This window comes from Syntrophorhabdaceae bacterium, assembly GCA_028698615.1.
In the GTDB taxonomy this organism is placed as follows: Bacteria; Desulfobacterota; Syntrophorhabdia; order Syntrophorhabdales; family Syntrophorhabdaceae; genus Delta-02.
This window is the reverse complement of sequence record JAQVWF010000115.1, coordinates 1-2,930: the sequence shown is the minus strand read 5'-3', so window position 1 is coordinate 2,930 and position 2,930 is coordinate 1. Positions and strand designations below refer to the sequence as shown.

4 protein-coding genes are annotated in these 2,930 nt (G+C 39.6%); 1 reads left to right on the top strand and 3 read right to left on the bottom strand.

Translation table 11 applies throughout. The features are described from left to right. The coding region (locus PHC90_14955) for an MBL fold metallo-hydrolase (protein ID MDD3847646.1) at positions 1–448 on the top strand (448 nt) is incomplete at its 5' end. A 448-nt stretch (positions 449–896) separates the two neighbouring features. On the opposite strand, the gene PHC90_14950 is transcribed toward PHC90_14955, so the two are convergent. The 3 genes from PHC90_14950 to cdhB all read right to left on the bottom strand — a co-directional run bounded on the left by PHC90_14950 (position 897) and on the right by cdhB (position 2,869). After that, positions 897–1,349 (bottom strand): metal-dependent transcriptional regulator, encoded by a 453-nt coding sequence (locus tag PHC90_14950; GenBank protein ID MDD3847645.1) that lies wholly within the window; start codon positions 1,347–1,349, stop codon positions 897–899. 278 nt (positions 1,350–1,627) lie between these two features. After that, positions 1,628–2,176: a flavodoxin domain-containing protein gene (locus PHC90_14945; protein ID MDD3847644.1), complete on the bottom strand. Its 549-nt coding sequence runs from the start codon at positions 2,174–2,176 to the stop codon at positions 1,628–1,630. 144 nt (positions 2,177–2,320) lie between these two features. Continuing rightward, positions 2,321–2,869, bottom strand: coding sequence for a CO dehydrogenase/acetyl-CoA synthase complex subunit epsilon (gene cdhB, locus PHC90_14940; protein ID MDD3847643.1), 549 nt, complete (start codon positions 2,867–2,869; stop codon positions 2,321–2,323). Positions 2,870–2,930 lie beyond the last annotated feature (61 nt).

Genomic DNA, 2,930 nt, shown 5'->3' with positions numbered 1-2,930 from the left:
GCCACGGGCAGTTGCTAATACAAAGGGAGATTTAAGAGAATATCCTACATTTCCAAAATCAAAAGAGCTAACGCCTGCAAATATCATCAACACAAAAAAGCCCCTGCTTATTGCATCCAATTTAGCTTACGTTACTGGGGAAATTCCAAGAACTGTGAGTTTTGAGAATGGCTTAATTAGTAATAGAATTTACAAGAATGCCTCTTGGCATCCTGATCCCTTGATATTAGATGAACGTGCTTTGGTCTTTAATGTAAAAGACGAAGGTTTAGTAATCATTTCTGGGTGCGCTCATTCCGGAATAATTAACACTGTACGGTACGCACAATTGATTACAGGTATACCGAAGGTTTATGCAATTTTGGGGGGGTTTCATTTATCCGGAAAAGAATATGAAAAAAGAATAAACCGTAAAGTTAAAGAATTGAGACAAATCATTCCTGAGTAAATAATACCTTCACATTGTACGGGTTGGAGGGCAATGACTACCATTGCTAAAAAGTTCCCTACACCTTCATTTGGAATAGTATAGGAAATCACTACTTGTTGGGCTCAAGTTAAAATTCAACACTCTGGAGAATATCTTTGATAAGTAAAAAACCGTTCTCTAAAAGTAAACGTACAACGGCATTATTACTTGTAATTTTAGTTACTACTAGTTTTAGTGTCATCTTTTCAATTGCGTTAAGGAAAGAAAGCGTTGATATCCTTTCAGACTCTGCTACAGCAGAAAGTAGTAATGGCTTATTCCTTGATGAGTGGCCTCAATTTATGGGTGATTCGTCTTTAACACGTGCTTCAACTGGACCCGCTAGTTTTGGCTCTTTCCATCAACCAAGTAGGTGGCTAACTTAAACATAATGGCTTTATAACAACAGATTATCGTCGTTTGGAAGTTATAGTATTTGTACATCTTGCTCTGTCCCATCTGAGTAGTATTTGAAAAATTCTCGCCATTTCTTTATTACCCGGGGTCGTTCAAGTGCCATGAAATCGACAAATTTTGAAAACTGAAGAATTGTCTTGTAGTCTAACTTATGCTCGAGAATACTGGCGTCTTTAATCGCTGTATCGTGTGGGACTAAGATTATCTCAAGAAATCTCAGAAAGGTTTCATGCCTTTTGTTAATGACGTTTGCAATATTTTGCCCTTTTTTGGTTAATGTGACCGAACCATATTTTTGATGAACAATTAACCCTTGTTTTTGCAGTCTGCTCAGCATCTCGAAAACGCTCGCTGGCTTGATTCTTAACTCGGCGGCTACATCGCCGGTTCCAACATAACCCTGTTTACTTATTTTATCTATTACTCTGAGATAATCTTCAGCTCTATCTGTAACTTTTAGCATAATATCGCTAGACTTCCTGCCAAACGGATTATTTTGTGAACTTTACTATCTGACCATTATTTACTTTCGTCGTGTTGTGTATCTCGTTTAGGGTTGGATGATGTTGCTAGTAGATGGTTTTTCCTTCGTTTAGTGACGGCGATGTTTTCCCTTTTTTATATGCTTCGTATTTATTGAGCTATTTCTTTGCACTATAGGCAGGGGATGAGGGGTGATCAGCGGGTTTGTGAAGGCAGCTATATTTAGTTTTTTGCTTGCGGCGTGCGCTAAACTAAGGGTTAAGAGGTACATTGGATAAGGTTAGCTAGTCTCTTTGTATCAGCTTCGATAACCTTCAAATGTTCGGCAGTCGGCCATCCACGAATATCACCCATTCGACCTTGCGTGCTGAATTCTAACGAGCCATGAAATTCAGAGAGAATATACCATTCATCAAGAGTAGTAAAACCAATATGTTCAAAATATTGGCGTATATCTTTGCCGACCGGGAAAGCTTCATGAACGCCGGTGTGTGGTCCAGAATACGTTACAAAAATTAAGGTATTCTTCTTCGGAACCCTAGGCGCTTTAGGCTTTACCCTCCCATCTTCTTTATACTGGTTAAATTTCTTCCTAAGAAATGCTGTAACAGGTTGAGGTGCATGCCAGGAATAAGATGGGCATCCGATACAAACCAAATCGTAATCGAAATAGTCTATCGATTCTGCATCCTCAGGTTTTGTAATTGTAACATTGAAATTTGACTGTTCCAAACCCTTTTGTATTGCGTTTGCGACTTTCTCTGTGTTACCTGTTTTGGACCAGTAAATTATTAGTGCTTTTTTCATAGTATTTCGCATTGTCCTTTTTTACGGTTTTTACTTAAGGTTTGCTGGGTTCTGGCGTAATTTTTGAGGAGCGGACTGCTTTACCTTACAGAGTTACTAGTTTGACTATTTAGATCACCAGAGACCATTCAGCCCTTAAGGGCTTTAAAGAAACTTTGAGGTCATAGTCGTGAGATTGCTTGCCCACTCTTCCGCACTCGCATTTGGGAAAGACCAGCTTGCATGAACATGGAACTTGTTATCCAAGGTCATAGTTTTTAGGTCTGGTGCAAAATGCTTTAGCCCTGAAAGAATTAACGCTTCCATGTAGTAGGGTAAACCAATATACATGATAAGGTCCGGGTGTCCTTTGCCGTCAAGTCCCTGCCAAGTTCGGTCGACAATTCTGTTGCTGATATCCATTGCAGTCATGAAAGCGGCTGGTTGGTAACCTCTTTTTACGAAGTCACCAACTATGTGAGCTGTTGCTACTACTGGAACTTTGGATGCATTTGCAAGGTCGATGATATAGTCTATTACTGGTTTTCCCTCTAATGTTTGTGTAACTGCTCTGCTACCGACAATAAGAAGGGGACGAGTAGCTTTCTTGATCATTGCTACTGCTATCTCGGGTTTTTGGATTGGATTTGCTTTTTTAGTTGACGCAATTTCTGCACATTGCCATGGTTCACAGGACATATTTTTCTCCTCCATCTACTCCTTTGCTTTACGAATCATTCTAGGAAGCATTGTTGGGTCCGGGATTTTTGTTTCC